Here is a 21880-nt window from a genome sequence, read left to right on the forward strand (position 1 = left end):
CACTCATGCTGATCGCGATCCTTCTCGCCGCGGCAGCGGCCGCCCAGCCGGTCTATCAGCCCGCTGAGAACAACCGACCTGTTCCAGCCTGCGTCGCTGGCCAGCTAATCCCCGCCGTCACCAAACCGACGGACAACGGGCAGCGCGCCTCGCGTCTCGGCGACCTGCCGACGGCTGCGATGGAACTGGCCGTCGGCCGCCGCGTCGATGGCTGCCCTGCTCCGATGATCGTCCGCAACAATGTAGAGCAGAACATCCGCAGCGGCCGCTAGGCCCGCGGATGCGCCTTGCCATAGGCCGCCAGCAGGCCCGCTGCGTCCACCTGGGTGTAGCGCTGCGTCGTTGACAACGAGGCGTGGCCCAGAAGTTCTTGGATGACTCTCAGATCGGCGCCCGCGCCTAGCAGGTGGGTGGCGAAACTGTGACGTAATGCGTGTGGCGTGGCGCTGGCGGGTAGGCCCAGTCGGCCGCGCAGCCGCTGCATCAACGCCTGGACGTGGCGCGGGCTCAGCGGCCCGCCGCGCTTGGCGCGGAATAGCTGCTCGTCGGGCGAAAGGTTGAAGGGCAGGGCGGCGACGTAGGCGTCCACCGTATCCCGCACCTGCGGTAGGACCGGCGAAAGGCGTGTCTTGCCGCCCTTCCCAGTGATCCGCAGGCTGGATGGCAGCGGGGCGTCCCGCCGCAGCAGCGACATCCCCTCTGAAATCCGCAGGCCGCAACCCCACAGTAGGGTCAGCACCGCCTCGTCGCGCAGGACCTCCCATTCCTCGCGATCGGGATCGAGCGACGCCTCGGTGATCAGGCCGCGTGCGGCGTCTTCCGAGACGGGTCGTGGGGCGCCCGGTACGACCTTAGGCCCCCTGACCAGGGCCAGAGCTGCGTTGGGGGTGTCCAGCCGGCGATCGAGAAAGCCGTGAAAGGTGCGGATCGACGACAGCGCCTGAGACAGGGAGCGGGGCGAGAGCGCGCGCTCGCCATTTCGGCGGTGGGCCAGATAGGCGCGGATGTCGCCAGCCGACAGCTTGCCCAGGTCAGCGAGGGCGAGCGGGCCGCCCTCGTGCTGCTCCAGGAAGTTCAGATAGGCCATGATGTTGTCGCCATAGGCCCGCACGGTGCGGGGCGAGGCGCGCTTTTCGTGGGTGAGGTGCTCCAGCCAGGCGGCCAGAGCCTCCCGCGCGGTCACAGTACTGGCCAGCGCTCGGCGGTGCGGCTGGTCACCTCGGCCAGGAAGGCCACCAACTCAGGACCCATGTCAGGGGTGAAGCCGTCATGCTCGGGCGAGCCGAAGGCCAGGATCGCCTGACGCTCGTCGCCCCACAGGCTCATGCGGACCATGGCCATGCTGCGCACCAGCTCGGCCTTGTCGCCGAAGATGGCCAGGGCCGGGAAATGAAAGCCCATGCGAGCGTGGCGGCCGTCCAGGATCATGTCCACCTGGCTGTCCACCAGGGTGAACCAGCCGGCGGGCACGCGGTCCGGGCCTTCCAGGGCGATGGCCCCGGCGGCCAGGCCGAAACGGCTGACGGCCAAGTCGTCGATGCGGCGGGCCAGATCTGAATGATTGCGGGCTTCGAGGATGTCGATCACCGCCGCGTGGGTTTGGGCCTGGGCGGCGAAATTGGCGCGCGCGGTGGCCTCCAGCTGGCGGCGGGCCGTGGTCTCGCGCTTGTGGGCGGCGCTGACCTGGGCGAGGGCGGCTGGGCCGAAGTCGACGATATTGGCCGCGTCCAGGCGCAGGCCCAGATCCTTCAGCAGGTCGAAGTCGTCGCGCACGAAGCCGGGCTCGGCGCGGAGGAAGTCGCGCACCGCTTCGGCTTCCAGGTCCGGAAGGGCATATGCCCGTGTCGCGTCCGTCATTTGCGCCTCGCTTGAATACAACCGTCCCATGTAGCGCCCAACGCGGTTAACGCCCGCTTGACGATGAACCAGACAGCCTCGACGCCGATGGATTTATCCCCCATGTGAAGGCCGACCATGCCGCGCGTCGCCTCCATCCTCCTGCCCATGCCGCTGCCCGAGGCGTTCGATTATTTCGAGCCCGAGGGCATGGATCTGGCTGTCGGCGATCACGTGGCCGCGCCACTTGGGCCGCGTCTGATGCATGGGGTCGTCACCGCCCTGCGCGACGGGGCGGGCATGAACCGGCCTCTGAAGAGCGTGGCCGAGAAACTTGCCGGGCCGCCCCTGCCGCCAGGAACCCTGGCCTTCGTGCAATGGGCGGCGCGCTATTCCGTCGACGCTCCCGGTTGGCCCCTGGCCATAGCCCTGCGCGGCCTGCGCGCGCCCGCGCCGAAACCGGAAAGGCTCATCGTCGCGACCGGTAAGCAGCCGGGTCGGGCGACCCCCGCGCGGACCAAAGTGCTTGAGGTCATCGGCGACCGGCAGATGCAGGGCGCGGCCTTGGCCTTTGAAGCCGGCGTTTCGGCCGGGGTGGTCAAGGGGCTGGTGGACGAGGGTGTGCTCGAAGTGCGTCTGATCGAGACGCATCTGAACCCGCCGCCGCCCGACCTGTCACTGCCCGCCGCGGAGCTCAATCCCAGCCAGGCCGCCTCGGCCAAGGCCCTGGGCGATCTTTTCAGCGCTGGCGGCTTCCAGTCGGCCCTGCTCGACGGCGTCACTGGCTCAGGCAAGACCGAGGTCTATCTGGAGGCTGTCGCCCGCGCCCTGGAGGAAGACCCGGAGGCGCAGGTCCTGATCCTGCTGCCCGAGATCGCCCTGACCCAGGCGGTGATCGCCCGGTTCGAGGCGCGCTTCGGCTCGGCGCCTTGCGAGTGGCACAGCTCGGTGACCCCGCCCCGTCGGCGGCGCACCTGGGAGGCGGTAGCCGCCGGCGCCGCCCGCATCGTCATCGGCGCCCGCTCGGCGCTGTTCCTGCCCTTCGCCAAGTTGCGGATGATCGTGGTCGATGAGGAACACGACGGCTCCTACAAGCAGGACGAGGGGTTCATCTATCAGGCTCGCGACCTGGCGGTGGCCCGCGCCAAGATCGAGGGCGCGTTGGTGGTCCTGGCGTCAGCAACTCCTTCTCTGGAGACCCTGTGGAACGCTCAGGCCGGCCGCTATCGCTGGCTGCGGCTGTCCGAACGTCACGGCGCGGCGCGTCTGCCTGACGTGACCCTGATCGACCTGCGTGAAACGCCGCCGGAGAAGGACCGCTGGCTGTCGCCTCCCCTGATCCGCGCCATGGGCGAAACCTTTGCGCGGGGCGAGCAGTCCCTGCTGTTCCTCAACCGCCGTGGCTATGCGCCGCTCGTCCTGTGCCGCGCCTGCGGCGAGCGGATGACGGCGCCCGACACCGACAGTTGGCTCGTGGAACATCGCTATACCGGTCGTCTGATATGTCACCTGACGGGCTTCTCCATGAAGAAGCCCGAGGCCTGCCCCCACTGCGGCGCCAAGGACAGCCTGGTCTCCATCGGACCTGGCGTGGAGCGCGTGCAGGAAGAGGCCCAGGCCCTCTTCCCGGATGCGCGTGTGGCCGTGTTCTCATCCGACACCGTGTTCGACGCGGCCGGCGCCCGCGAGCTCGTCGAGACCATGGCGCGGGGCGATATCGATATCCTGGTGGCGACCCAGGCGGCGGCCAAGGGCCATAACTTCCCCAACCTGACCCTGGTGGGCGTAGTCGACGCCGACCTTGGCCTGCGCGGGGGAGACCTGCGGGCGGGGGAGCGGACGTTCCAGCTGCTGGCCCAGGCGGCGGGGCGGGCTGGGCGGCACGACAAGCCCGGACGCGCCATGCTGCAGACCTATGCGCCCGAACACCCGGTGATGCAGGCCCTGGCCGCTCAGGACCGCGAGGCCTTCATCGACGCCGAGATGTCGGCGCGCGAGATCGCCGGCTTGCCGCCCTATGGCCGGCTGGCGGCCATTATCCTGTCCAGCGAGAACGCCCAGGCGCTGGAGGCTTACGGTCGCGTCCTGGCGGCGGCGGCGCCGAATGCCGAGGGGGTGGAGGTGTTTGGCCCAGCCGATGCGCCCCTCAGCCTGATCCGGGGGCGGCGGCGCAAGCGCCTGCTGGTGCGGGCGGACCGCAACATCGATCTGCAGGGCTATCTGGCGGCCTGGAAGGCGCGGGCCAAACCGCCCAATGCGGTGCGCATGACCATCGACGTGGACCCCTACAGCTTCCTGTAGGGCCTAAGAAAAAGGGCGGGTCTTGCGATCCGCCCTTCAGCGTTCTTGGATCAATGCGGCTTTCGCCGCCGCGCGATCATGTTCAGGGCCTCGACCCCGGCCGAGAAGGCCATGGCCGCGTAGATGTAGCCCTTGGGCACGTGATAGCCGAAGCCGTCGGCGATCAGCACCATGCCGATCATCAGCAGGAAGCCAAGGGCCAGCATGACCACGGTGGGGTTCTTGTTGATGAAGTTGGCCAGCGGGTCCGCTGCGAGGAGCATCACGATCACCGCCACGATCACGGCGATCATCATCACCGGCAGGTGCTCGGTCATGCCCACGGCGGTCAGGATCGAGTCGATGGAGAATACGATGTCGAGCAGGATGATCTGAACAATCGCAGAGCCGACATTGGTCACCACGGCGGTGGCCGGAGTCTTGTCCAGCATGTCGTTCGACGGCGCCGGATCGACCGAGTGGTGGATTTCCTTGGTGGCTTTCCAAACCAGGAAGAGGCCGCCGGCGATCAGGATGATGTCGCGCCAGCTGAACTCATTGCCCAGGACCGAGAAGGCTGGGGCGGTCAGACCGACGATCCAGGCGATGGCCGACAGCAGGCCTAAGCGCATGACCAGAGCCAGGCCGATACCCAGGCGGCGAACTTTCTGGCGGTTGGCTTCCGGCAGCTTGTTCGAGAGGATCGAAATGAAGATCAGGTTGTCGATCCCGAGGACGACTTCCATGACGATAAGGGTGATGAGCGCGGCCCAAACGGCCGGATCGGCGAAGAGGGCGAGAAGGTCGGTCATGTTTGATCGGCCATGTGCTGCTGAAAAATGGGAGTGCGGACTATCTAAGCGTGTCCGTGGAAAGTCCCAACGCCAATCGGATCAGAATCGCGATTTATGGCGAAGTTTCACAAGGTTTCCACAGGGTTAATCGGTTGCGACCGTAAACCCTCTTTTCATAACTCCATGAGACGGTTACCCCTTAACCCGAGTGTCGCGGGGGAGTACCCGAACATGCGTCAACGGACGAGAGCCGGCATCGGCTCCCTGGCCGCCGCTTTGTTTTTGAGCCTCGTGCCGTTTTCCGGCGCAGTCGCAGACGGCTATTGGCAGTGCGTTCCTTTCGCGCGCCTGATTTCCGGGATTCAGATTTTCGGCGACGCTCGCACCTGGTGGAGCCAGGCGCGCGGCCGCTACGAGACCGGCGTCACCCCCAAGTCGGGTTCGGTTCTTTGCTTCCAGCCCACGGGCCGCATGCGCCTGGGCCATGTGGCCGTCGTCAGCCAGGTGCTGACCGACCGCGTCATCCAGATCACACACGCCAACTGGTCCGTCATCGAAGGCACGCGCGGCCAGGTGGAGAAGGACGTCACCGTCGTCGACGTCTCGCCCAATGGCGATTGGAGCCAGGTCAAGGTCTGGTACGACCCGGCCCGCGACCTGGGCTCGACAGTCTACTCGACCCACGGCTTCATCTATCAGAACGCCCAGGCCATCGCCCTGGCCTCGGCCAGCGAGAAGGTCGGCAAGGCCGGTTCGGCGGCCATGGCCATGGCCCAGTCGGCGGCTTCCACCGTGGCGTCGGCCGTGCGTCCGGGCGCTTCGCCTTTCGGCCTGATCACCCAGGCCACCGACGCCACCGACCGCATCGCCGCCCTGATCGCCGCCGCGACCACGCAAGGTCCGCCGGCCTCAGACGAACGCGACGGCCCGCGTTGACCTTGCCCCCAGGCTCGGGCGATAGCCGGAGCCTGGGAGGTCGTTCATGCTGAAACTCCTTCGCCGCAGCGACGCGGGGCTAGAATGCCCCCTCCTGACCGATGACTGGCGCGTACCGTCCGACACGGTGTGGATCGACCTGATCGAGCCCACCCGTGAAGAAGAGTTGATGGTGGAGAAGGCTGTCGGTCTCTCCCTGCCGACCCGCGAGGACATGGCCGAGATTGAGGCCTCGTCGCGTATTTATCAGGAAGACGGCGCGTCGTTCATGACCGCCTCGATCCTGATCAACAGCGACGCCGATCTGCCGGGTCTGGCGCCTGTCACCTTTGTGCTGGCGGGTGAGCGACTGATCACGATCCGCTATGGCGAGCCGCGCGCCTTTATCGCCTTCGCCGCCCAGGTCGAGCTCCAGCCGCCGCCCCACTCGGATGGGGCGATGCTCATGGTCGGCATCCTCGACGCGGTGGTTGACCGGGTGGCCGATATCCTCGAACGCACGGCCGCCGAGGTTGAAAGCGTCTCCGCCACGATCTTCCGCACCCCACGCACCAATGGCTTTCAAGCGATCATCAACCGTCTGGGCCGCGCCCAGATGACCGGCGCCAAGGCGCGCGAAAGCCTGGTGAGCCTGTCGCGCCTCGTCGGCTACGCCGGCATCACCGGGCAGGTGGAGATGAACGGCGATCTCGCGGACCGGATCAAGACGCTGCAACGGGATATCCAGTCCCTGACCGACCACGCCGGCTACCTGTCCGGCAACGTCACCTTCCTGCTGGACGCCGCCCTGGGCCTGATCAACATCGAACAGAACTCCATCATCAAGATGTTCTCGGTGTTCACCGTCGCCCTGCTCCCGCCGACCCTGATCGGGGCGATCTATGGGATGAACTTCGAACACATGCCCGAGCTGCGCTGGATGGGGGGGTACCCTCTCGCGCTCGGCTTGATGCTGATATCCGCGGTCCTGCCGCTGGCCTGGTTCCGCCGAAAGGGCTGGTTCTAGCCAAGTTTGCGCAATATGGGTGGGGAGCGGTCGTATCGCCGTTCGAGGAACAGTCCGACCCACCCGTGATGCGCGGCTCGCCCAGTCTTCTCCATCGGATGGACATCAGCGCCGTTCGCGCCGCTCTGGAGGCGCATGAGCGATATCTGACCGGACGCCGCGGCGGCCGGCGAGCCTGTCTGGCCTATATCGACCTGACCGCCATCAACCTGCAGGGCGCGAACCTTACCGAGGCTGACCTGACCGGCGCGGTGCTGGAGGGCGCCGACCTGCGCGGGGCGACCCTCGAGCTCGCTCTGCTTTATGGCGTGGATCTGCGAGACGCCGACCTGCGCAACTGCGACCTGCGGCGAGCCGACCTGCGGGGCGCTTGCCTGCGCGGGGCCAATCTGTCGGGTGCGGACCTGCGCGGCTGCGACCTTCGCGAGGGGCGCACCGCCCTTCACGACGCTCGTCAGGGACTGAAGATCCTCAAACACGGCAAGCGCTTCGGTGAGCTGGATTACGCCGTCCTGCACGGCGCTGATCTCGCCGGGGCCCGTATGGCTGGAACGTCGGCCCAGTCCGCCGACTTCACCGACGCCTGCCTGACCGGCGCCTCTCTGCGTGGGGCGAAGCTAGGCAAGGCGGTGTTCGACGGGGCGGACCTGTCCAAGGCGGACATCGCCCAGGCCGACCTGACCGGCGCCTCGCTCAAACGCGCCAATCTGGCTGAAGCGGAGATGAGCGGCGCGCGCCTGACCGACGCCGATCTCAGCGACGTCCTGCGCGAGCCGCCGACTGTCGTCTATATCGACGACGAGCCGCTCGAGGATGTGTTGGCCGACCACGAACGCTGGCGCCTTAGCGATGGTCGCGAGGGTCGCCCCGCACGCCTGCCGCCAGTGGATTTCCGCGTGGTGCGCAAGCTGGCGGGCCGTAAGCTCACCGCCCTGGTGGCGCCCGAGGCGGTGATGTTCGGGGTCAATCTGGATGGAGCGGAACTGCAGGGCTGCGACCTGTCAGGAGCCGACCTGCGGGGCGCCAGTCTCAGGGAGGCTGATCTGCGTGGCGCGCGACTGACCGGTGCGCGCATGACCCGCGCCGATCTGCGCGGCGCCAATCTTGGCCCGCTGCGTATCGCGGAGGGACGGTTCATCCGCGCCGACCTGATACGCGCCGTGCTTCGCCATGCCGATTTGCGCGGGGCGGTCGCTCCCCGCGCGCGCTTCTTGGAAGCCGACCTGACCTATGCCCGGCTCGAGGGCGCCGACCTGCGTGACGCCGAGTTCGACGCCTAGAGCTCTTTGCTCAGGGGCAGCAGGTCCGGATAGACCGCCTCGCGGTTCTCCTGCTTGGCCCGGAAGGACTCGGCCATGTGGCTGCCAGCGAACATGCCGGTCTGCCAGGTCGCGATGTAATCCAGGCCGTCGGCGATGGTGTGGTCGCGGGCGTAGTTGATCATCACCTTGGAGCCGGCCACCGCCAGCGGCGACTTGGAGGCGATCTCGCGTCCGGTTTCCAGGGCGTGGGCGACCAGTTCCTCATGCGTCTCGAAGACCTCGTTGACCAGGCCGATCTCCTTGGCGCGCTGGGCAGGCAGGCGACGGCCGGTATAGGCCAGCTCCCGAACCCAACCCTCGGGGATCAGCTTGCAAAGACGTGGGAAGGTGCCGACATCGGCGGTCATGCCGATGTTGATCTCCTGGATCACGAAGAAGGCGTCGGCGCTGGCGTAACGGATGTCGCAAGCGCTTGTCATGTCCACCGCCCCGCCGATGCACCCGCCCTGGACGGCGACGATCACCGGCATGCGCGCCTTGTCCAGGCAGCTGAAGGTATCCTGAAGGGCATGCACCTTGCGCCGGAAAGCCTCGCCCGAAACGTGGCGGTCCGCGCCGCCGGAATCTCCGATCCCGTCGAACACCGACAGGTCCATTCCGGCCGAGAAGTGCTTGCCAGTCGAGGAGATGACGATGCAGCGCGCTTTGGCGTTGCAGTCGATGTCCTCGATGATCGCCGGCAGCTGATGCCAGAACGCTCGGTTCATGGCGTTCATGGCCTTGGGTCGGGCCAGTTGAATATGCGCAACGCCGTGCGCGATCTCGACCTTGAAGCAACTGGGTTCGGACAAGTGCTCTCCCATCGTACTGACGCCTCCCGTTTTTATCGTTGGTAGCCAGCCTATCTGCGCCTCACAGATCGACAACCTCGCATTTCAGGCGGGCCTTCAGCTTGTCGGCCACGATCGCGCGATGGCAGTCGCAAGCCTGGTCCTCGTAGCAGAGCAGCGCGCTCGGCTTTTCAGCGACCAGTTTCTCGGCGTGATTGAGCGCCAGCTGTGATGCCGTCTCCTCCATATGCGTCTCGAAAATCTCGCGCATTTCGTCGATGCGGCCAGCCCGGGCGGCGTCGCGGCCCGGCTTGGGCGTGCCTAGGGGCTTAAGATGCACATACTCGATGCCTGCCTCGTTGAGGCTGGCGGCAAGCAGGCTCTTGGAGAACCCCGCCTTGCGCGAGGAGGCGACGGCGCGCACGTCGATCACCCGTTTGACGCCGCCAGCCTTCAACCGCTGGATCATGCCGCCTTGGGTGTCGCTCTGGTAGCCCACGGTGAAGATGGGGTGCATGGGACCTCCCGCCCGGTGTAAGAGCGCGTTTCTTTTGGAGACTGCACCCATGGCCCAAACCGCCGCAAGCGAGACCGAGTTCCAGCGGCGTACCATCACCGTGGCCGGCGGGGCGATGGCCGCCCTGGAGTTCGGGCCGGCGGACAGGCCCATCGATGTCGTCTTCCTCAACGCCAATGGCTTTAACGCCATGACCTACCGGTCGATCCTGGGGCCGCTGAAGACCCTGCGGATTCTGGCGGTTGATCAGCGCGGCCATGGTCATACGAACCTGCCGCTGAAGCAGACGCCCCGTGCGTCGTGGAACGACCTGCGGGACGATCTCCTGGCCCTGCTGGAGACGCTGGACGGACCACCGCCGGTTCTGGCGGGGCATTCCATGGGCGGCACGGCCAGCTTGTTGGCGGCGGCCAAGCATCCCGGCGTGGCGCGGGGTCTGGTGCTGTTTGATCCGGTGGTGACGCCGCGCGCCGCGTGGTGGGCCGCGCAATTGCCTGGTGCGGCGGCCGCGGCCTTGAAAGGGTTTCCCCTGGCCGTAGCCACCGTACGTCGTCGTGATCGATTCCCAGACCGCGAGACGGCCTTCGCCGGCTATCACGGGCGCGGCGCGTTCAAGACCTGGTCGGACCAGATGCTGCGTGACTATCTCGAAGACGGCCTGATCCCCACCGGCGAGGGCGATCTGAAGCTGGCCTGTAAGCCAGCTTGGGAAGCCTCAAACTACGCCGCCCAGGGCCACAACAGCTGGGGCGCCCTGCGCCGGATCGGCGTTCCGACCCGCATCCTCCGCGCCGAACGCAACTCGACCTGCAGTCTCGTCGAGACCTCGCCCCTGCTGGCTCGCAAGCCGAATATCAGCCTCAGCACCATCGCCGGCACGAGCCACTTCATCGCCATGGAGCGCCCCGAGCTGGTGCGCGAAGCCCTGCTGGCGGCGACTGCCTAGCGGCTCAGACCGGGCGTGAAACGGGCGGCCAGAGCCTTTGACGCTTCCGGGCCGATCGGAACGATCTTGCGCGCGTCGAGGTCGAAGGCGGTGGCCACGGCCTTCGCCGTGCCCCACGGGCGGCCGGTGTCGGGATCGACCATCCAGTGGATCAAGTGAAAGGTCTTGGCGTCCGCCGTCATGACCCCCGACCGCAGTTCGTAGCGCGCGCCGGCCCGCGGCCAGTCCAGGAACACCAGATGAAACTCCAGCGCGGCCCCGCCGACCCTTGTGGGTCTCGGTTCGGCATGGCTGGCGACGATGTCGCGCAGGGGTTCGACCAAGCCGTTCACCCCGTCCGAGATCCGGCCGATATAGACGTCCGGACGCATGCGGCCGAACACGTCGCAGTCCTGGGGCGAGATCACGCCCAGACCGATACGCAGCAGGCCCAGGCGATGAGCCGCCTCCAGGCTGGCAGCGCTTTCGAAGGGCGAAAGATCGACGCTTCGGGCCTTGGCGATGTCGGGAAGATTTACCCGCAGCCGCTGCGCTTGCTCCAGAACCTTGGCCGGCCAAGGGAAGGGCAGGCCGTCGCGGGCGGTCGCGTGGCTGAGATTGACCTGACAGGTCGCAGCTGGCTGGCCATCCGCGTGCCGCATGATCAGCAAGGCGCACAGGCTGTCCTCGGCGATATCTAGCACGCCGGCCTCGGCCGACAGCATGGCGCCCGCATGAGCTTCGCGCAGGAAGCGCACATGGATGTCGCGGACCACCAGGGTCGCGTTCGTATGCGGTGTGAAGGCGCCAGGCATGCCCAGTTCGGCGGCGAGACCGGCCACACATTCCATGGCCTTCGCGACGTAGAAGCGCACGTTCATGTGCCCCATCTCGTCGCATTCCCAGGTGTTGACGCCCCCGCGCCAGACTTCCACGCCCGTCTGCTCGCTCACGGCCTCATCCCCCGGATTATTATTGTCGTCTCAGGCGCGGCACGCCGCACACATGCCGTGCGCCTCGATGGTCACCGAACCGATGCTGTAGCCCGCGGCGGCCCCCGCCGCCTCGATGGCGCCGCCGACCACCGGGTCGATCTCCTGGGTGACCCCGCAGCAGTCGCAGATCAGGAAAGCAGCCGAATGGACCGCCTCTCCATGCTTGCACGCCACATAGGCGTTCAGGCTTTCGATGCGGTGCGCGAAGCCCAGCTTCTCCAGGAACTCCAGCGCCCGATAGACCGTTGGCGGCTTTGCGGCCTGGCCATCCGTCCCGAAGGCGCTGATCAGGTCGTAAGCCTTCACCGGCTGACCGGCTTCCAGCAACAGCTCCAGCACCCTTCGGCGCGGCGGAGTCAGTCTTTGCTCGGCGCGGATGCACCGCGCTTCGGCCGCCGCCATCTCCGCGGCCAGCGGTTTTCCCGCCAGGCCCGGATGATCATGCTCATGCGCACATCCCATACCCTTCAGGTAGAACGCAGGATGCGCCCGCGCAAGCGACCCGGGCGTTAACGACCCTTGGTGGTCTCGCGCGCGTCCCCGCCGTCAGGGCCCGCGGTCTTCTGTTCGTGCTTGCCGATCTGATCGGTCTTCTTGTCGGAGATGAGACCTGAGCGTTCCCCCAGGGGCTGGGCTGCGTTCTGCTTGCGGCCTTCGCTTTGCGGCTGGTCGGACATGGGGACTCTCCTTTGTTAAAGGACAAGCCCCGCCACGCCCCCGGGTTCCGTCAGAAGGGCGGTTTGGCGATCAGGGCGGCCTCGGCTTCGCAGGCGGCCGGATCGGGCTTCGCGGCCGTCGTGCGGGCTTTGACGACCTCGGCGCGGGCCAGGTCCATATCCTTGCGGAACTGCGCCTCGCCGTGGAGGCGGGCGACTAGGGCGCTGCCGGTGATACGGGACGCCTCGATGGCGCTGGCGTTGTGGACGCCGCAAACGATGCGGCTTTCTCCGAAGGCGCGCCCGCGTTGCACAATCTGGCTGGCCCGCTCAGGCGCCGCCTCGGCCAGGATCAGGCTGGCGACCCACCCAAGCGTGCCGTGGCCCGACGGGTAGTCCGGGCTTTTCCTCAAGGCGTCGGTCTTTGCCAGGCAGATCTCACCGTCGTCGATCATAAAGGGGCGCTGGCGCTGATACAGCGTCTTGGCCGCCCGCACGGCGGCGTCCAGATCGGGCTCCATGCGATGCATGATCCGGATCAAGGCCGGGGTGGACTTCTCGTCCGGGGTGAAGCCGACGGCGCACGAAAAGGCCCCCATCAGGCCCTCGTAATTGTCGTCCTTGAGCGCGAGCGCCCAGCGGGGTCCGTCCTTTAACGAGCGGGTCGACAGGAAAATGGTGCGATCGGCCTCATAGCGCGTCGTGCCGGCGACCGGAGCAGGGGGAACAATGATGGTGGTGTCGAGCGCGCCGGCCGGCAGGTAGCCCTTGGGGGCATCCTTCGAAGCGGAGAGCGCCACACTGGCGACAAGGCTGAAGGCGGCGGCGAATAAGAGACGCATAACAAAAATCCCCCGGAACGGTGTTCCGGGGGACCTTTGTCACAAAAGCTTCGCAGATCAATCCTTGCCGAACAGCTTGGCCCAGCGCGGCTTGGTGCGGGCCTTCCAGGCGCCGCGGTGATAGGCGTCCGAACCGATCAGCGGCACGACCGTGGTGGCTTCGGCGAAGACCATCTGCTCGTAGGTCGTCGACACCTTGCCCCAGGAAGCGGCCTCCTTGAGCGTCGAGGACGAGCAGGCGCCATCGCGCACGTCGGCCACGGTGATCTGGACCGCATACTTGTGCATCTCTGCCTCGACGCCGAGGATTTCGGCGCAGACCACGGTGTCCTGGGCGAAGTTCTTGGGCACGCCGCCGCCGACCATGAACAGGCCGGTGGTGCCAGCCGCGATCTTGATGTCGGTCAGCTCGCGGAAGTCGGCGATCGCGTCGAGCATCAGATAGGGCTTGCCGGCGGCGGCGCGCTCCTTCTGGTGCTTCACTAGGCCGAAGCCGGCCGACGAGTCGACGAAGGCCGGACAGAAGATCGGCACGCCTTCTTCATAGGCGGTCTGGATCAGCGAGCCGGGCTTCTTGGCGTTGCCTTCCGACAGCCACTTGCCCATCTCCCAGATGAACTCACGGCTGGAATAGCCGCGCGGCTCCAGGCGATTGGCGATCTCCAGGATCGTGTGGTCGCAGGCCTGCAGTTCTTCTTCGTCGATGTAGGTGTCGTAGATGCGGTCGATGTAGTTGTCCCGCAGGACGTTGTCGTCCACCGGGCCGCTGGCCTGATAGTGCTTGAAGCCCAGGGCCTCGAAGAAATCCATGTCGACGATCGACGCGCCGGTGGCGACGATGGCGTCGATCATCCCGAACTTCACCATGTCACGGTAGACGTGCATGCAGCCGCCCGCCGAGGTGGAGCCCGCCAGGATCAGCCACGGCGAGCAGTCCTTGTCTTCCAGCGCCATGTTGAAGATGTCGGCGGCGCGTGCGGTATCACGCGACGAGAACGACATCTTGCGCATGGAGTCGATGATCGGACGGGCGTCGTAGGACGTGATGTCCACGTGCTCGACGGTTTTCTGCAGCAGCTCGGCTTTGGTGTTCGGAACGGGAGCGTTCATGGCCAGAGGATCCTCTGAAAGTGAGCGCCCGTCGTGACCCGTTTCAAACGCCAGGACGGAGCGACCGGCGAGGGGTGTTCTATGGACCGCGCTATATAGACGGTTTGCGATATTTTTTAAGCGCTTCCGTCCAACGCCCTGAAAGCGAAAAGGGCGAAGCTTTCACTTCGCCCTTCCGCATAACACCCGGGTAAGGCGTCTCAGCGCTTGCGGCGTTGCTTGCGCCCGCCCTTGGGACGAGACAGGCGGACGATGTTGGTTTCGGTCTCGACCTTGGGGGTCGGGATCGAACGCCGGGCCAGACCGAACATCGACGCCATGGGGGCGTCCCGCACAATGGCCGCGTCGCTGTCGCCGTAGCCGTTGAAGCGGGTGGCCATGGCGACGCCGTACGCGCCGAGCATGCCGATCTCGATGTAGTCGCCCTCGTTCACGCCTTCGGGCAGCCAGAACGGCCCAGGCATGTGATCGATGGAGTCGCAGGTCGGGCCGTAGAAGCGGAACGGCTTCAACTCGCCGCTCAACTCGCCCGAGCCGTCGGCCTGATAGGCCTTAACCGGGAAAGGCCACTTGAAGTGGGCCGCGTCGAACATCGAACCATACGAGCCGTCGTTCAGATAAAGGGCGTCGCCCTTCTTCAGCTCGACCTTGACCAGCAGGGAGGAGGCTTCCGCCACCAGGGCCCGGCCGGGCTCGCACCACAGTTCGGTGGTCTCGTGGACCATCATGTCGGCGAAGCCGCGCTCGATGGACGCCGTGTACTCGGCCATGTCGGGCGGAATCATGCCCGGATAGACCGACGGGAAGCCGCCGCCCACATCGACCACGTCGGCGAACACGCCGGCGCGGACCAAGGCGCGCGAGGCCTGCGACATCGCCGCCTGATAGGCGGTCGGACGCATGCACTGCGAACCCACGTGGAAGGAGACGCCCATCAGGTCCTGGGTCGCCTGACGCGCGGCCAGCAGCAGAGCCGGAGCCTGATGCAGGTCGACGCCGAACTTGCCCGACAGCGAATAGGACGCGCCTTCGGCGGCGACGCCGAGACGCACGATGAGGTTTAGATCCTTGGCGCCGCCCGTGGCCTCGAGAATCTTCTCGAGCTCCTCGTGCGTATCCAGTGCGAAGGTCCGCACCCCGTGGTCGCTGTATGCGGCCGCGATGGCGCGGCGGCTCTTGACCGGATGCATGAACGCCATGCGGCCGCCAGGGGCGTGTTCCGCCACCAGCTCGATCTCGGGGACCGAGGCCACATCAAAGGAGTTCACGCCGGCGGCCGCGAGCTCGCGGATCACCCACGGCGAAGGATTGGCCTTCACCGCATAAAAGACATCGCCTTTAAAGTTCGTCTGGAACCAGTGCGCCGCTACTGCCACCGCGTCCGGTCGCGCAAGGGCGACAGGACGTTCCGGGGACCGCTCGCGGACCAGGTCCAGGGGCTTATGGTACGTGTGCAATTCACGTAACCCCCATTGATTGTTGAACCTAGGCCGGCGTTAGCAGCGCTTGTTAGGACTTCGGGTCCGCCGGAGCGGTGGCAGATAGGGTCATTTAATCGGGATGTAAAGAACGGATTCTCAGACAGGGTTAGCGCGACCTTTGTCACAAAACTCGTAGGGGCCTGACATCAGGCGCGCCAGGGCTTCCACGGGCGATTCACGAGATTTTCTCAACGGGGCTTCAAGGCCATTTTCCGACGCGAAATCGCAGGTGGAAAATGTGTCGCAGGGCTGAATTATCGTAAAAGTTTGGCCCGCCCCTTCCTATCCGGCGGGGAGTCCGTGCTAACGGGGTTCGAACTAGGGAGTGCTCCATTGTCGGACGCCGTTCTTTCAATCCGTCAGGTCGCCAAGACCTTCGGCGCGCGCAAAGCCCTTGGCGGGGTTTCGCTGGACGTCGCGCGGGGTGAGATGATCGCCCTCATCGGCCCCTCGGGGTCAGGTAAATCCACCCTGCTGCGCTCGATCAGCGGTCTGCAGACGATCGACGCGGGCGACGGCCGTATCGAGGCCTTTGGCGCCAAGATCCAGGCCAAGGGCAAGGTGGCGGACGACGTGCGCCACACGCGCATCCGCATCGGCTTCATCTTCCAGCAGTTCAATCTGGTGGGCCGGCTGAGCCTGTTCACCAATGTGGCGCTCGGTTCGCTGGGGCGCATCCCCTTCTGGCGGGGTCTGCTCGGCCGTTGGCCGGCCGAGACCAAGAACGCGGCCATGGCCGCCCTCGCACGGGTCGGAGTCGCCGACTACGCCGCCCAGCGCGCCAACACCCTGTCTGGCGGCCAGCAGCAGCGCGCCGCCATCGCCCGAGCCTTGGTCCAGAAGGCCAAGATCATCCTGGCCGACGAGCCGGTGGCCTCGCTGGACCCGGTTTCGGCGCGCAAGGTGATGGAACTGCTGCGCGACCTGAACAAGACCGACGGCCTCACAGTCGTCGTCACCCTGCACCAGGTCGATTACGCCCTGCGCTACTGCGACCGCGTGGTCGCCCTCAAGGCCGGGCAGAAGGTCTATGACGGACCGGCGAGCGGCCTCGACCGCAAGACTCTTATCGACATCTACGGCCCGGAATTCGAAGACGTGTTCTGGGAAGGAGCCCCGCAATGATCCGACGCAGCATTCTCGCCGGCGCCGCTCTGGCGGCGATGATCGGCCTTTCCGGTTGCGGCAAGCCCGATCCGGGCGCCGGCGGCCCGACCACCGTCAACTTCTCGATCCTGGCGGTCGAGAACGCCCAGGGTCTGCAGACCGAGTGGGGCCCGATCCTGGCCGACATGGAGAAGGCTACCGGTTACAAGATCAAGCCGTTCTTCCAGTCCAACTACACCTCCCTGATCGAGGCCATGCGCTTCAAGCAGACGGACGTGGCCTGGTTCTCGAACCAGTCGGGCCTTGAGGCCGTGCGCCGCTCCAACGGCGAAGTCTTCGCCCGCACCTTCGATCCGTCGGGCGCCGACGGATACAAGTCCGTGCTGATCGTTCCAGCCTCCAGCAAGACGACGCTGGAAGACGTGCTGAAGTGCGACAAGACCTTGGACTTCGGCATCGGCGACGCCAAGTCGACCTCGGGCACCCTGGCCCCAATGACCTATCTGTTCTCGCCCCAGGCCATCAAGCCGGAGCGGTGCTTCAAGACCGTCCGCGCGGCCAACCACCAGGCCAACCTCTTCGCCGTCGCCAAAGGGGTCCTGGACGTGGCGACCAACAACTCCACCTCCATCCGCCTGAACCGGGAGCGCGGCGAAAGCGCCGCCAATCAGATCCGCGTCATCTGGGAATCGCCCAAGCTGCCCGAGGACCCGATCGTCTGGCGCAAGGACCTCGACCCCGCGGTGAAGGAAAAGGTGCGCCAGTTCATGCTGACTTACGGGAAGGGCGAAGGCCCCGACGCCGAGCGCCAGCGCGCCAATCTGCGCAAGCTATCCATCGGCGGCTTCGTACCCGCCGACAACACGCACCTGATCCCCGTCCGCGAGATGGAGGCGACGGGCGCCCTGGCCGTGGCGGAGAACGAGAAGGACGCGGCCAAGATCGCGGAGGCCAAGAAGGCCCTGGACGCCGTGCGCGCCGAGCGCGCCGCGCTTGAAGCCAAGACCGGCAAGGCGGCGGAATAAGCATGACCGCCGTCGATACAGCCCATCTCAAGCCGCCCGTCCGCGCCTTCTCCGACCGCATCTTCGACTATCTGGTCTGGGGCGGGATTCTGGTCCTGCTGATCATCAGCTTCGGCCCGGCCGAGATGAAGAAGCTGCCGATGCTGTTCTCCAATTCGGAGAACATGCGCCAGTTCGGGTCGGAGTTCCTGAAGCCCGACTTCAGCCAATGGAAGCTCTACGTCGCCCAGATGTGGCTGACGATCCAGATCGCCCTCTGGGGCACGGGGATCGCGGTGCTGGCGGCGGTGCCGCTCGGTCTGGCCGGCGCGCGCAATATCTCGCCGCCGTGGATTCGCCATCCGGTTCGTCGCCTGATGGACGTGCTGCGGTCGGTGCCCGATCTGGTCATCGGCACGGTGTTCATCGTCGCCGTGGGCCTGGGCCCGTTCGCGGGGGTGATGGCCCTGGCCCTGAACACCGGCGGCGTCCTGGGCAAGCTGTTCTCCGAAGCCGTCGAGTCCATCGACAAGGGCCCGGTCGAGGGCGTGCGCGCCACCGGCGCCGCGCCCCTGCAGGAGATCGTTTGGGGGGTGATCCCGCAGGTGGCTCCCCTGTGGACCTCTTATGCTCTCTATCGCTTTGAATCGAACAGCCGCGCGGCGACCGTGCTGGGCCTGATCGGCGCCGGCGGCATCGGTCAGGTGCTGTTCGATAACCTCAACAGCTTTTCCTACGCCAATGTCGCCGCCATCGCGGTGGTGATCGTGGCCGCGGTCAGCCTGATTGACCTTCTGTCCCAGGCGATCCGCGGGCGTCTGCTGTAACGCCTTCAAACTTCGCGGGCCTTGCGTCTATAGTCGCGCAAGGCCCGCCCGCGCCTTGAAAGCAAGTCGGGTTCGTCCGCCGCTCCTGGCCGGACGTCGCTCAGCCTTCAGAGGCCATGACACTACTCGCCATCGCTATCGTCCTTTTCCTCGTTCTCCTGAACGGGGTTTTCGCCATGTCCGAACTGGCGGTGGTCTCATCCCGCCGCGCACGGCTGCAGACCCTCGCGGATCGAGGCGACAAGGGCGCCAAGATCGCGCTCGCCATGGCGGAAAACCCGACGCGGTTCCTGTCGGCCGTGCAGGTGGGCATCACCCTGATCGGCATCCTGGCCGGCGCCTACGGACAAGCCACCATCGCTGGGGCGTTCGATGCCTGGCTCGAACAGTTTCCGGTGGTCGGCCCCTATTCGGAGATCATCGCCACCGCCGTGGTGGTCGTGGCCATCACCTATGTCTCGCTGGTGTTCGGCGAACTGGCGCCCAAGCGCCTGGCCCTGATCCATCCCGAGGCCATCGCCCGTCGCATGGCGCCGCCGCTTGCGCTCATGGCTGCGGCGATGCGGCCCTTCGTGACCCTGCTGACCTCGTCCACCGCCGGCGTTCTGCGCCTGTTGGGCGTGCGGGACGAGCGGACCAACAACATCACCTCCGAAGAGGTCGAGACCGTCCTGGCCGAGGGGGCCGACGCGGGCCTGATCGAACCGGAAGAGCGCTCGATGATCCAGGAAGTTTTGCGTTTGGGCGATCGTCAGGTGCGGGTCGCGATGACGCCGCGCCGCGACATCTTCTGGGTCTCCCTCGCCGACACCCAGGCCGAGACCCTGGCCGAGATCCGCCAGTGCCCCTATTCGCGCATCGTCGTGGCTCATGGCTCCGACCTCGACGGCGACGTGGGGGTGGTGCTCAAGAAAGATCTCGCCGACGCCCTGCTGACAGGCGGGGCGCTGGACCTTGCCGCCTTGGTTCAGCAGCCGGTCGCCATCCCTGAGAGCATGTCGCTGCTGCGCGCCTTGGCCCTGTTCAAGAGCACGCACCTGCATCTGGCGCTGGTGGTGGACGAGTTCGGCTCGCTGCAGGGGGTGATCACCCCGCTGGACCTGCTTGAGATGATCGCCGGCGACTTCCCCGAAGCGCATGACGAGGTCGATGGCCGAATGATCCGCCGCGAGGACGGCTCATGGCTCGTCGACGCCCGCCTGAGCCTGGAGGAGTTGAACGAGATCCTGGGCGAGCAGTTCGAGGTCGAGGGGGACTATCACACCGTGGCCGGTCTTGTTCTGGACCGCCTGGGCCGCATCCCGCGCGAGGGCGAAATCCTGGAACTCGGCGCCTTTGATGTGGAGATCGTTGATATGGACGGCTCGCGGATCGACAAGCTGATCCTGCGGACCGCCAAGCCCCGGGCCTAGGCCGCCTTGCCGGCTGTTCCGCGACGCAGGCGGGCCAGTCGGCGCAACCGGCGCCAGAAGCGCGTTTTTTCGGGCTCGGGATAGGGCTGCAGATTCTGCAGGAATTCCTCCGCGCAGGCGCGCCAGGAATACTTCTCGGCGAAGGCGCGCACCGCCTTGCGATCCAGTTCCAGGCAGTCGAGGCAGGCCTGGCGCAGGTCGCCGTCATAGCCCTCCGCCAGCACCCCGCATCCCGAACCCGGGATGATGTCTATCGGACCAGGGGCCGAGAATGCGGCCACGGGCACGCCGGCCGCCATGGCTTCCAGGATCACCAGGCCGAAGGTGTCGGTCAGGGACGGGAAGACGAAGACGTCGGCGCAGGCGAAGGCCTGGGCCAGTTCGTCGCCGAACTTGGCGCCGGTGAACACCACGTCGGGATATTGTTCGGCCAGCTCTTCACGCTGCGGTCCGTCGCCGACGATCACCTTGGTGCCGGGCAGATCCAGGGCCGCGAAGGCCTCGATGTTCTTCTCCACCGCCACCCGGCCGACATTAAGGAAGATCGGACGAGCCAGGCCCTCGAAGACGTCAGGATCGCCCTTCTTGCGGGGCCGGAAGACATCGACGTCCACCCCGCGAGACCAGGGCGAGATGTTGCGGAAGCCATGTGTGATCAGCTCGTCGCGCATGGTGGGCGTCGCCACCATCAGCCGGCCCGACGGCTTGTGGAACCAGCGCATGTAGGCGTAGCCGGCGCCCAGGGCCAAGGGCTGGGGCAGGGGCAGGCGCGCCGAGACATATTCGGGAAAGCGGGTGTGGTAGCTGGTGGTGAAGGGCAGTCGCCATTCCAGGCATATACGCCGCGCCGCCAGCCCGATCGGACCCTCGGTGGCGATGTGAATCGCCTCGGGCTCGAAGGACTTGAACTTTTCCTGCACCGGCTCGTACGCCCCCAGAGCCAGCTTGATCTCCGGATAGGTGGGCATGGGGACGGTTGGGAACTGATCGGGGCTCACCACCTCGACCTCGTGACCCATGGCCTTGAGCTCGGCCATAACGCGGGTGAGGGTGCGCACGACGCCGTTGACCTGCGGCTCCCAGGCGTCGGTGGCGAGCAGAATCCTCATCAGGCGGCGATCGTCTCCGGGACGGGCGAAAGGGCGCGTGGCGTCTTACGGTCGATCATCGACCACGAACGCTCCTTGGCCCACTCCAGAATCTCCAGCCGTCCGTCGGCATGCTCAACGAGCGCCGTGCAGCTTTCGACCCAGTCGCCGTCGTTGATATAGGTGATGCCGTCGATGTCGCGCATCTCGGCCTTGTGAATATGGCCACAGATCACGCCGTCGACTCCGCGACGTCGCGCTTCTTCAGCGACGGCGGACTCGAAGTTTTCGATGAACTGCAGCGCGTTCTTCACCTTGACCTTCAGATAGGCCGACAAGCTCCAGTAGCCGAGCCCCATCCGCCTTCTCAGGCGATTTGCGACGGTGTTCAGCATCAAAATCGTCCTATAGGACCAATCGCCGACGAAGGCGAGCCATCTGGCGTGCTGCACCACACCATCGAACTCGTCGCCGTGGACCACCAGGAAGCGCCGCCCGTCTGCGGTTTCGTGAATGGCCTCGCGCTGCACCACCACCCCGCCGAAGTGGACGCCGCAGAAGTCGCGGACCCCCTCGTCATGGTTGCCGGGCACATAGATCACCTCGCAGCCCTTGCGGGCCATGCGCAGGATCTTCTGGATGACGTCATTGTGGGCCTGGGGCCAGTGCCAGCCGCTGCGCAGCTTCCAGCCGTCGATGATGTCGCCGACGAGGTAGAGCTTGTCGCATTCGATCTGTTTGATGAAGTCCAGCAGCAACTCGGCCTGGCAGCCGCGCGTGCCCAGGTGGATGTCGGAGATGAAAACGCTACGGAAGCTGCGGATCGACTCAACGCTCATGACTGAAAGCCCCCATCCGGATAAATGGGACGGCGATTAGGCTGATTGCATGTCGCCTCGGTGACAGCCGCCTTATGAACGAGCAAGCGGAGCCTTGCGCCACAAGGCCTGTTGCAGCGCAGCAGGCCGCCCT

General features: G+C 66.2%; 23 protein-coding genes. 10 read left to right on the forward strand and 13 right to left on the reverse strand.

Annotated features, from left to right (window positions below; translation table 11 throughout):
- Positions 1-5: 5 nt before the first annotated feature.
- On the forward strand, positions 6-272 hold the full coding sequence (locus tag O5K31_RS02535; protein WP_269715565.1) for a hypothetical protein: 267 nt from the start codon (positions 6-8) through the stop codon (positions 270-272).
- Here O5K31_RS02535 and O5K31_RS02540 read toward each other — a convergent pair.
- Both O5K31_RS02540 and O5K31_RS02545 read right to left on the reverse strand, forming a co-directional pair.
- On the reverse strand, positions 269-1183 hold the full coding sequence (locus tag O5K31_RS02540; RefSeq protein WP_269715566.1) for a tyrosine recombinase XerC: 915 nt from the start codon (positions 1181-1183) through the stop codon (positions 269-271). The two genes, O5K31_RS02535 and O5K31_RS02540, sit on opposite strands and share 4 nt — an antisense overlap.
- Positions 1180-1857, reverse strand: coding sequence for a DUF484 family protein (locus O5K31_RS02545; RefSeq protein WP_269715568.1), 678 nt, complete (start codon positions 1855-1857; stop codon positions 1180-1182). The genes O5K31_RS02540 and O5K31_RS02545 overlap by 4 nt, the downstream gene beginning before the upstream one ends.
- Before the next feature lie 117 nt (positions 1858-1974).
- On the opposite strand from O5K31_RS02545, the gene O5K31_RS02550 reads away from it, so the two are divergent.
- A complete protein-coding gene (locus tag O5K31_RS02550) occupies positions 1975-4137 on the forward strand; it encodes a primosomal protein N' (protein ID WP_269715569.1) in 2163 nt (720 codons plus the stop codon).
- 50 nt (positions 4138-4187) lie between these two features.
- On the opposite strand, the gene O5K31_RS02555 is transcribed toward O5K31_RS02550, so the two are convergent.
- Positions 4188-4928, reverse strand: coding sequence for a TerC family protein (locus O5K31_RS02555; protein WP_269715570.1), 741 nt, complete (start codon positions 4926-4928; stop codon positions 4188-4190).
- A 213-nt stretch (positions 4929-5141) separates the two neighbouring features.
- On the opposite strand from O5K31_RS02555, the gene O5K31_RS02560 reads away from it, so the two are divergent.
- The 3 genes from O5K31_RS02560 (at position 5142) to O5K31_RS02570 (ending at position 8132) form a co-directional block, all read left to right on the forward strand.
- On the forward strand, positions 5142-5846 hold the full coding sequence (locus O5K31_RS02560; protein WP_269715571.1) for a CHAP domain-containing protein: 705 nt from the start codon (positions 5142-5144) through the stop codon (positions 5844-5846).
- Between the two features lie 46 nt (positions 5847-5892).
- Positions 5893-6852: a magnesium transporter CorA family protein gene (locus O5K31_RS02565; RefSeq protein ID WP_269715572.1), complete on the forward strand. Its 960-nt coding sequence runs from the start codon at positions 5893-5895 to the stop codon at positions 6850-6852.
- A 68-nt stretch (positions 6853-6920) separates the two neighbouring features.
- Positions 6921-8132, forward strand: a complete 1212-nt coding sequence (locus O5K31_RS02570; protein ID WP_269715573.1) for a pentapeptide repeat-containing protein — start codon at positions 6921-6923, stop codon at positions 8130-8132.
- Here O5K31_RS02570 and O5K31_RS02575 read toward each other — a convergent pair.
- Together O5K31_RS02575 and O5K31_RS02580 are read right to left on the reverse strand one after the other, a co-directional pair.
- The gene (locus tag O5K31_RS02575) at positions 8129-8965 is read right to left on the reverse strand and encodes a crotonase/enoyl-CoA hydratase family protein (RefSeq protein WP_442867748.1); all 837 of its coding nucleotides are present in this window, start codon (positions 8963-8965) and stop codon (positions 8129-8131) included. The genes O5K31_RS02570 and O5K31_RS02575 overlap by 4 nt on opposite strands.
- Before the next feature lie 61 nt (positions 8966-9026).
- Positions 9027-9461 carry a DUF488 domain-containing protein gene (locus O5K31_RS02580; RefSeq protein ID WP_269715575.1) on the reverse strand — a complete coding sequence of 145 codons (435 nt, stop codon included), beginning with the start codon at positions 9459-9461 and terminating at the stop codon, positions 9027-9029.
- A gap of 49 nt (positions 9462-9510) precedes the next feature.
- On the opposite strand from O5K31_RS02580, the gene O5K31_RS02585 reads away from it, so the two are divergent.
- Positions 9511-10407: an alpha/beta fold hydrolase gene (locus O5K31_RS02585; protein ID WP_269715576.1), complete on the forward strand. Its 897-nt coding sequence runs from the start codon at positions 9511-9513 to the stop codon at positions 10405-10407.
- Here O5K31_RS02585 and O5K31_RS02590 read toward each other — a convergent pair.
- The 6 genes from O5K31_RS02590 to O5K31_RS02615 all read right to left on the reverse strand — a co-directional run bounded on the left by O5K31_RS02590 (position 10404) and on the right by O5K31_RS02615 (position 15446).
- The gene (locus O5K31_RS02590; RefSeq protein ID WP_269715577.1) at positions 10404-11339 is read right to left on the reverse strand and encodes a thioesterase family protein; all 936 of its coding nucleotides are present in this window, start codon (positions 11337-11339) and stop codon (positions 10404-10406) included. The genes O5K31_RS02585 and O5K31_RS02590 overlap by 4 nt on opposite strands.
- Positions 11340-11369: 30 nt before the next feature.
- A complete protein-coding gene (locus tag O5K31_RS02595; RefSeq protein ID WP_269715578.1) occupies positions 11370-11843 on the reverse strand; it encodes a Fur family transcriptional regulator in 474 nt (157 codons plus the stop codon).
- Positions 11844-11890: 47 nt separating this feature from the next.
- Positions 11891-12058, reverse strand: coding sequence for a hypothetical protein (locus O5K31_RS02600; protein WP_269715579.1), 168 nt, complete (start codon positions 12056-12058; stop codon positions 11891-11893).
- A 50-nt stretch (positions 12059-12108) separates the two neighbouring features.
- Complete coding sequence (locus O5K31_RS02605) at positions 12109-12879, reverse strand: acid phosphatase (RefSeq protein ID WP_269715580.1); 771 nt, start codon at positions 12877-12879, stop codon at positions 12109-12111.
- Positions 12880-12936: 57 nt separating this feature from the next.
- Positions 12937-13989 (reverse strand): 1,9-bis(guanidino)-5-aza-nonane synthase, encoded by a 1053-nt coding sequence (locus O5K31_RS02610; RefSeq protein WP_269715581.1) that lies wholly within the window; start codon positions 13987-13989, stop codon positions 12937-12939.
- 200 nt (positions 13990-14189) lie between these two features.
- Positions 14190-15446 (reverse strand): type III PLP-dependent enzyme, encoded by a 1257-nt coding sequence (locus tag O5K31_RS02615; RefSeq protein WP_269715582.1) that lies wholly within the window; start codon positions 15444-15446, stop codon positions 14190-14192.
- Positions 15447-15803: 357 nt separating this feature from the next.
- Between O5K31_RS02615 and phnC the strand changes: the two genes are divergently transcribed.
- The 4 genes from phnC to O5K31_RS02635 all read left to right on the forward strand — a co-directional run bounded on the left by phnC (position 15804) and on the right by O5K31_RS02635 (position 19820).
- On the forward strand, positions 15804-16595 hold the full coding sequence (phnC, locus tag O5K31_RS02620; protein ID WP_269715583.1) for a phosphonate ABC transporter ATP-binding protein: 792 nt from the start codon (positions 15804-15806) through the stop codon (positions 16593-16595).
- Positions 16592-17602 carry a phosphate/phosphite/phosphonate ABC transporter substrate-binding protein gene (gene phnD / locus O5K31_RS02625; protein WP_269715584.1) on the forward strand — a complete coding sequence of 337 codons (1011 nt, stop codon included), beginning with the start codon at positions 16592-16594 and terminating at the stop codon, positions 17600-17602. The genes phnC and phnD overlap by 4 nt, the downstream gene beginning before the upstream one ends.
- A gap of 2 nt (positions 17603-17604) precedes the next feature.
- Positions 17605-18408, forward strand: a complete 804-nt coding sequence (gene phnE / locus O5K31_RS02630) for a phosphonate ABC transporter, permease protein PhnE (protein ID WP_269715585.1) — start codon at positions 17605-17607, stop codon at positions 18406-18408.
- Between the two features lie 116 nt (positions 18409-18524).
- Positions 18525-19820, forward strand: coding sequence for a hemolysin family protein (locus tag O5K31_RS02635; RefSeq protein WP_269715586.1), 1296 nt, complete (start codon positions 18525-18527; stop codon positions 19818-19820).
- Here the strand turns inward: O5K31_RS02635 and O5K31_RS02640 are convergent.
- A complete protein-coding gene (locus tag O5K31_RS02640) occupies positions 19817-20929 on the reverse strand; it encodes a glycosyltransferase family 4 protein (protein WP_269715587.1) in 1113 nt (370 codons plus the stop codon). The genes O5K31_RS02635 and O5K31_RS02640 overlap by 4 nt on opposite strands.
- The gene (locus O5K31_RS02645; RefSeq protein ID WP_269715588.1) at positions 20929-21747 is read right to left on the reverse strand and encodes a UDP-2,3-diacylglucosamine diphosphatase; all 819 of its coding nucleotides are present in this window, start codon (positions 21745-21747) and stop codon (positions 20929-20931) included. Before O5K31_RS02645 ends, O5K31_RS02640 begins: the two co-directional genes overlap by 1 nt.
- Positions 21748-21880 lie beyond the last annotated feature (133 nt).

Origin of the sequence: Caulobacter sp. NIBR2454, assembly GCF_027474405.1 — a bacterium.
Lineage (GTDB): Bacteria > Pseudomonadota > Alphaproteobacteria > Caulobacterales > Caulobacteraceae > Caulobacter.

Bases quoted from the DNA above. Each gene is read 5' to 3' on its own strand.
- O5K31_RS02565 (WP_269715572.1), top strand. From the start codon at position 5,893: ATGCTGAAACTCCTTCGCCGCAGCGACGCGGGGCTAGAATGCCCCCTC.
- O5K31_RS02560 (WP_269715571.1), top strand. From the start codon at position 5,142: ATGCGTCAACGGACGAGAGCCGGCATCGGCTCCCTGGCCGCCGCTTTG.
- O5K31_RS02550 (WP_269715569.1), top strand. From the start codon at position 1,975: ATGCCGCGCGTCGCCTCCATCCTCCTGCCCATGCCGCTGCCCGAGGCG.
- O5K31_RS02645 (WP_269715588.1), bottom strand. From the start codon at position 21,747: ATGAGCGTTGAGTCGATCCGCAGCTTCCGTAGCGTTTTCATCTCCGAC.
- O5K31_RS02570 (WP_269715573.1), top strand. From the start codon at position 6,921: ATGCGCGGCTCGCCCAGTCTTCTCCATCGGATGGACATCAGCGCCGTT.
- O5K31_RS02535 (WP_269715565.1), top strand. From the start codon at position 6: ATGCTGATCGCGATCCTTCTCGCCGCGGCAGCGGCCGCCCAGCCGGTC.
- O5K31_RS02640 (WP_269715587.1), bottom strand. From the start codon at position 20,929: ATGAGGATTCTGCTCGCCACCGACGCCTGGGAGCCGCAGGTCAACGGC.
- O5K31_RS02600 (WP_269715579.1), bottom strand. From the start codon at position 12,058: ATGTCCGACCAGCCGCAAAGCGAAGGCCGCAAGCAGAACGCAGCCCAG.
- O5K31_RS02610 (WP_269715581.1), bottom strand. From the start codon at position 13,989: ATGAACGCTCCCGTTCCGAACACCAAAGCCGAGCTGCTGCAGAAAACC.
- O5K31_RS02595 (WP_269715578.1), bottom strand. From the start codon at position 11,843: ATGGGATGTGCGCATGAGCATGATCATCCGGGCCTGGCGGGAAAACCG.
- O5K31_RS02555 (WP_269715570.1), bottom strand. From the start codon at position 4,928: ATGACCGACCTTCTCGCCCTCTTCGCCGATCCGGCCGTTTGGGCCGCG.
- O5K31_RS02580 (WP_269715575.1), bottom strand. From the start codon at position 9,461: ATGCACCCCATCTTCACCGTGGGCTACCAGAGCGACACCCAAGGCGGC.
- O5K31_RS02605 (WP_269715580.1), bottom strand. From the start codon at position 12,879: ATGCGTCTCTTATTCGCCGCCGCCTTCAGCCTTGTCGCCAGTGTGGCG.
- phnD (WP_269715584.1), top strand. From the start codon at position 16,592: ATGATCCGACGCAGCATTCTCGCCGGCGCCGCTCTGGCGGCGATGATC.
- phnE (WP_269715585.1), top strand. From the start codon at position 17,605: ATGACCGCCGTCGATACAGCCCATCTCAAGCCGCCCGTCCGCGCCTTC.
- O5K31_RS02545 (WP_269715568.1), bottom strand. From the start codon at position 1,857: ATGACGGACGCGACACGGGCATATGCCCTTCCGGACCTGGAAGCCGAA.
- O5K31_RS02585 (WP_269715576.1), top strand. From the start codon at position 9,511: ATGGCCCAAACCGCCGCAAGCGAGACCGAGTTCCAGCGGCGTACCATC.
- O5K31_RS02635 (WP_269715586.1), top strand. From the start codon at position 18,525: ATGACACTACTCGCCATCGCTATCGTCCTTTTCCTCGTTCTCCTGAAC.